4 protein-coding genes are annotated in these 3,811 nt (G+C 66.3%); 3 read left to right on the top strand and 1 reads right to left on the bottom strand.

Annotation, left to right across the window (positions count from 1 at the left end):
- Window positions 1–298: 298 nt before the first annotated feature.
- Window positions 299–1,411 carry a hypothetical protein gene (locus tag ACFYZR_RS31915; RefSeq protein ID WP_391916915.1) on the bottom strand — a complete coding sequence of 371 codons (1,113 nt, stop codon included), beginning with the start codon at window positions 1,409–1,411 and terminating at the stop codon, window positions 299–301.
- Between the two features lie 441 nt (window positions 1,412–1,852).
- On the opposite strand from ACFYZR_RS31915, the gene ACFYZR_RS31910 reads away from it, so the two are divergent.
- From ACFYZR_RS31910 to ACFYZR_RS31900, 3 genes are all read left to right on the top strand, one after another.
- A complete protein-coding gene (locus tag ACFYZR_RS31910; RefSeq protein ID WP_391916913.1) occupies window positions 1,853–2,635 on the top strand; it encodes a phosphotransferase enzyme family protein in 783 nt (260 codons plus the stop codon).
- A 413-nt stretch (window positions 2,636–3,048) separates the two neighbouring features.
- Complete coding sequence (locus ACFYZR_RS31905) at window positions 3,049–3,318, top strand: helix-turn-helix domain-containing protein (RefSeq protein WP_391916910.1); 270 nt, start codon at window positions 3,049–3,051, stop codon at window positions 3,316–3,318.
- The gene (locus ACFYZR_RS31900; protein ID WP_391916995.1) at window positions 3,305–3,778 is read left to right on the top strand and encodes a hypothetical protein; all 474 of its coding nucleotides are present in this window, start codon (window positions 3,305–3,307) and stop codon (window positions 3,776–3,778) included. The genes ACFYZR_RS31905 and ACFYZR_RS31900 overlap by 14 nt, the downstream gene beginning before the upstream one ends.
- The last annotated feature ends 33 nt before the right edge of the window (window positions 3,779–3,811 follow it).

The following is a 3,811-nucleotide window of genomic DNA, read 5'->3' as shown; positions in this document are numbered from 1 at the left end:
CGGCCTGGCGGGAGAGCTCCAGCTCCGTCTCCCGTGCCGTCACGGACGGCACTACTGGGGCCAGCACGCTCTGGAGGACTACCGGGCCAAGATGCGAGTCCCCGTGCCAGTACGGCCGTGGATGCTCGCCGCCCTCGCCCCGTAGACCACTGCGATGCCTCCGGCCAGACTTGGGCTGTGTCCACCGAGAACGGGCCAGAGGCTCACAGCTGCCTGAGGCGCCAGGGTCTGGCGCTGTTCGATTGCAGCGCGGCCACTGCATAGATCACGGATTGGGTATCGGCACCTTGGCCTGCGGTTAGAAGAGGCCAGCCGATCTGTGCTGAGGGAGGTTGTCGAGTATGTTGCGCAGCCATGGCCTGCGGACGGCTGGTAGCCGGACCAATGTGTGCTTGAACGTGCTTGGGTCGGTACGGAACAGGTAATTGGGGCGTGGTGGAAGCGGGTCGTCGTGGAGGACGTCGCGGGGTATGGCGCCCGATGCGGGATTGGGCAAGTGTGGAGGGGCGGCGGCCATCCAGGCCCATACTCCCAGCGGCAGTGGCACCGGGTACGCCGTTGTGGCGGGGCCTGCGGGGGGCCAGGTCTGTCCTGTCTGCGGATGCACTGGCACAAGGAGGATGTCCGCGCCTGCGTCGGGGGCAGGCCGTCCGGGCCCGGCGAGGACGGCACGCCGTTGCAGCGGCCCCACGGGCAGCAGGGTATCGAGGGCGCGTTGGAAGACCTCCGCGGCCATGCCGTCCGGGACCGTCACCGGCTGTCCTTCGGAGGCCGCCAGCAGGTGGGCGAGCGCCCGGCCGGCTGCCGCCTCCCACTGCGGACTCCATGACCAGTAATGGTTCGCCCTAAGCCTTGACCAGCCTGTGGTGGCGATCGGTTCGAACGGGGGTGTGTTCCTTCCCTCCTCGATCAGCTCCTCCCAGGGGAGCGGTGCCGCGTCGGCACCGCCCACTGGAAGGCGGCGCACGGCGTCCGGGACGAGCCACACCGCCTGCCAGAGCGAGCAGTCGTCGATCCTGATCGCCACGGCCAGGCCGCAGCCCAAGCAGGCCATGTTGGGGCCGCCGCTCCCGTCAAGGCCGCAACAGCCGCCGCTGCCACTCTTCTCAGGAACCAGGCGGGTACCCCGGATGTCTCCGGGTGCGATCACGATCGCGCCGGGTACGCCGTCGGACAGGGCATGGACCGGCGCGTAGATGCCGCGGGCCTCCGCCTCATCCGGGCCGATCTCGTCCCACAGCCGCCACGGCGGTCCCCAGGGTTCCGGGTCCACGGCGAATGTCCCCGACTCCATGAGCACGGGCAACTGGGCCCCGTTCCCGTAACTCTGATGGGCATGTGCTGGAAGAGCGACCTGGGACAACGGGGTGGTCAGCTCGGCCTCACATCCTGCACAAACGAAAACGAACAAAAGCCCTCCGGGTGGAAAACGATCATCGTCGCACCTCGGCGGCAGCCAGCCAACGTCTTTTCTCATCCGCTGCGGGGTCGGAGCGTCGCCACAGTCATTCGAGATGATGTTTACGGCGCTTCGCGCGCCTCAGAGCTGCACTTGCAGCTCTTGTGTTGCAGATTCGTGCGTGGCATGGCAGGAGTAGCCGGCGATACGGGCATCCCTTGGAATGAGGCAGGCCCTGGAGGGTGAGACTGGCGATGCGGACTCCTGGTGAGTCGCAGTGGTCACGCTGGCACTCCAGAACCCCAGAAGCCGCCTCTCGGTATTAGGGCGTATCTGAATCAAACGGGCATCATCGATGCAAGCGACTCCCAGCTTGTTATCTAACCTCTGCTCCTGCCTGGTGCTCTCCTTTAACGGGGTAATCACGGCGGCCTGATCAGAGACACTGGTTCGGTGCAGCATGATGAAGAACAGCCGTTGTCCGGCGGCAACGTCAGCGATGGTGTCGTTCGAGTCGGAGATACGGTCCGTCGTCCGGCCGGACCGTGGACTCCCGCAGTGCATGCCTTGCTCACCCACTTGAACGAGGTGGGATTCCGGGCGGCGCCTCGTCCTCTGGGCATTGACGGCCAGGGGCGCGAGGTCCTGACCTTTATGCCGGGACATGTGGTCTGGCCCGACCGGTTCTCTCTGCTGGAACCCGCCCGGCAACTGGCCCGCGTCGCACGACTGATCCGGGACTTCCACGATGCGGTGCAGGACTTCACACCGCCACCTGACGCGCACTGGCAGATGCTGATCCCCGCCGAGGGCAGCGACATTATCGCCCATCACGATCTGGCCCCATGGAACCTTGTGGTCGGAGACGAGTCCCGGTGGGCCTTCATCGACTGGGACACCGCCGGTCCTGGCTCCCGCCTGTGGGACGTCGCGTATGCCATACACGGGTTCATCCCGTTGTCCGCGCATCCTGACCGGCAACGCCGCGACGCGGGGGAGCGACTGCGAGTCTTTGCCGACGCCTACGGCCTCGATGAAGCCGAACGCCGTCGGCTGATCCCTCTGCTGGGTCGTCGTACGCGTTCCATGCACGACTTCCTGCGCGACCAGGCAGCCCGGGGTGTCCAGCCTTGGGCAACTCTGTGGGCCGCAGGCCACGGCGACGTCTGGCGAAGCGACGCCGAATACATCGAACAGCGCGAAGGTCAGTGGGCGCACGCCCTGCTCGTCGGCTGAGGCACTTCCGCCCGTGCCTCGCTCCTGGCGTCGAACGACGTAACGACGTAACGACGTAACGACGTCTCGAACTGGACCCCTCGCTTGGGCATGCATCGGACGCTGAGGCGGCCTCCGTCTGATCTTGTGCTCCGACCAAGGTGCACCGATCAGGGCGAGGGCCGTGAGGATGAGTCTGCCGCTTGAAGCTGTCACGGGGAATGTGTTCGCGAAAGCGTCACGCTCTCGGAACCCAACCAGCGTTTCGGCGTCATCCGTGCTTTCACCGGCCAGCAGGGCAAGACAGTTTCTGAGGTTTTCGGCTTGTTGTCGACCATGACGGTGGTTGTTGCTCGCAGTACGCCGGTTAGACGCGATATGCGGAAGGGGGCGAGCTGACCACTGAGCGGCAAGCGTTCAGAGAGCGCCTCCGGATGGAGGCGGGGGAGCGGTTCATCCAGGGTGAGAAGACCGCGGAGATCGCCCGGGAGCTGCGGGTGAGCGTGCGGTCGGTGGAGCGACATCGCCGTGCCTGGCGTGAGGGCGGGATACCAGCCCTGGAGCCCGGGGAGTGGGCGGCCGGGCGGCCGAAACTGACTGGCGAGCAGTTCGCCGGGCTGGAGGAACTGCTGGCCCAGGCCCGCCGTGCATGGCTGGGCGGACCAGCGGTGGTCCCTGGCCTGGGTGAAGATGGTTATCGGTAGACGTTTTCATCTGACTGTGTCGGTGGCGGGTGTGTGGCGTCTGCTGCATCACAACGGGCTGGCCCTGGCACTGCCCGGCTCGCCGTGCCCTGGAACGCGACGAGCAGGCGGTGGCGCTGTGGAAGAAAGGCGTATGGCCACAGGCAGAAGCACCGCAGCGGCGCCCGGGGCCTGGATCGTCTTCGAGGACGAGGTCGGGTCCTCGACGACGCCGCCACGCGCTCACACCTGGGGCCGACACGGGCACACCCCGGTGGTGCGGGTCAGAGGCCGTTCCTTCCGACGTATCTTGATCGCGGCCCTGGTCTGCTACCGGCCCGGCGAGCGCTCCCGCCTGATCTACCGCCCCCGCGTCTACAACAAACGCAACATGAACGGACGAGCTTCGCCTGGACCGACTACTGAGGTTTTCGTTAGTTCTGTGGTTGTTGGGGGTGGATGGTCAGTCCGGTGTGGGTGAGGAAGGACCAGGGGAGTTGTTCGTCGGAGCAGA

It is taken from the genome of Streptomyces sp. NPDC001678, from assembly GCF_042892945.1.
Lineage (GTDB): Bacteria > Actinomycetota > Actinomycetes > Streptomycetales > Streptomycetaceae > Streptomyces.
The sequence above is the reverse complement of the archived record's forward strand: the minus strand, read 5'-3'. Positions and strand labels throughout refer to the sequence as shown.

Excerpts from the sequence above, each read along its gene's own strand:
- ACFYZR_RS31905 (WP_391916910.1), top strand. The coding sequence starts at position 3,049 with ATGGAGGCGGGGGAGCGGTTCATCCAGGGTGAGAAGACCGCGGAGATC.
- ACFYZR_RS31900 (WP_391916995.1), top strand. The coding sequence starts at position 3,305 with ATGGTTATCGGTAGACGTTTTCATCTGACTGTGTCGGTGGCGGGTGTG.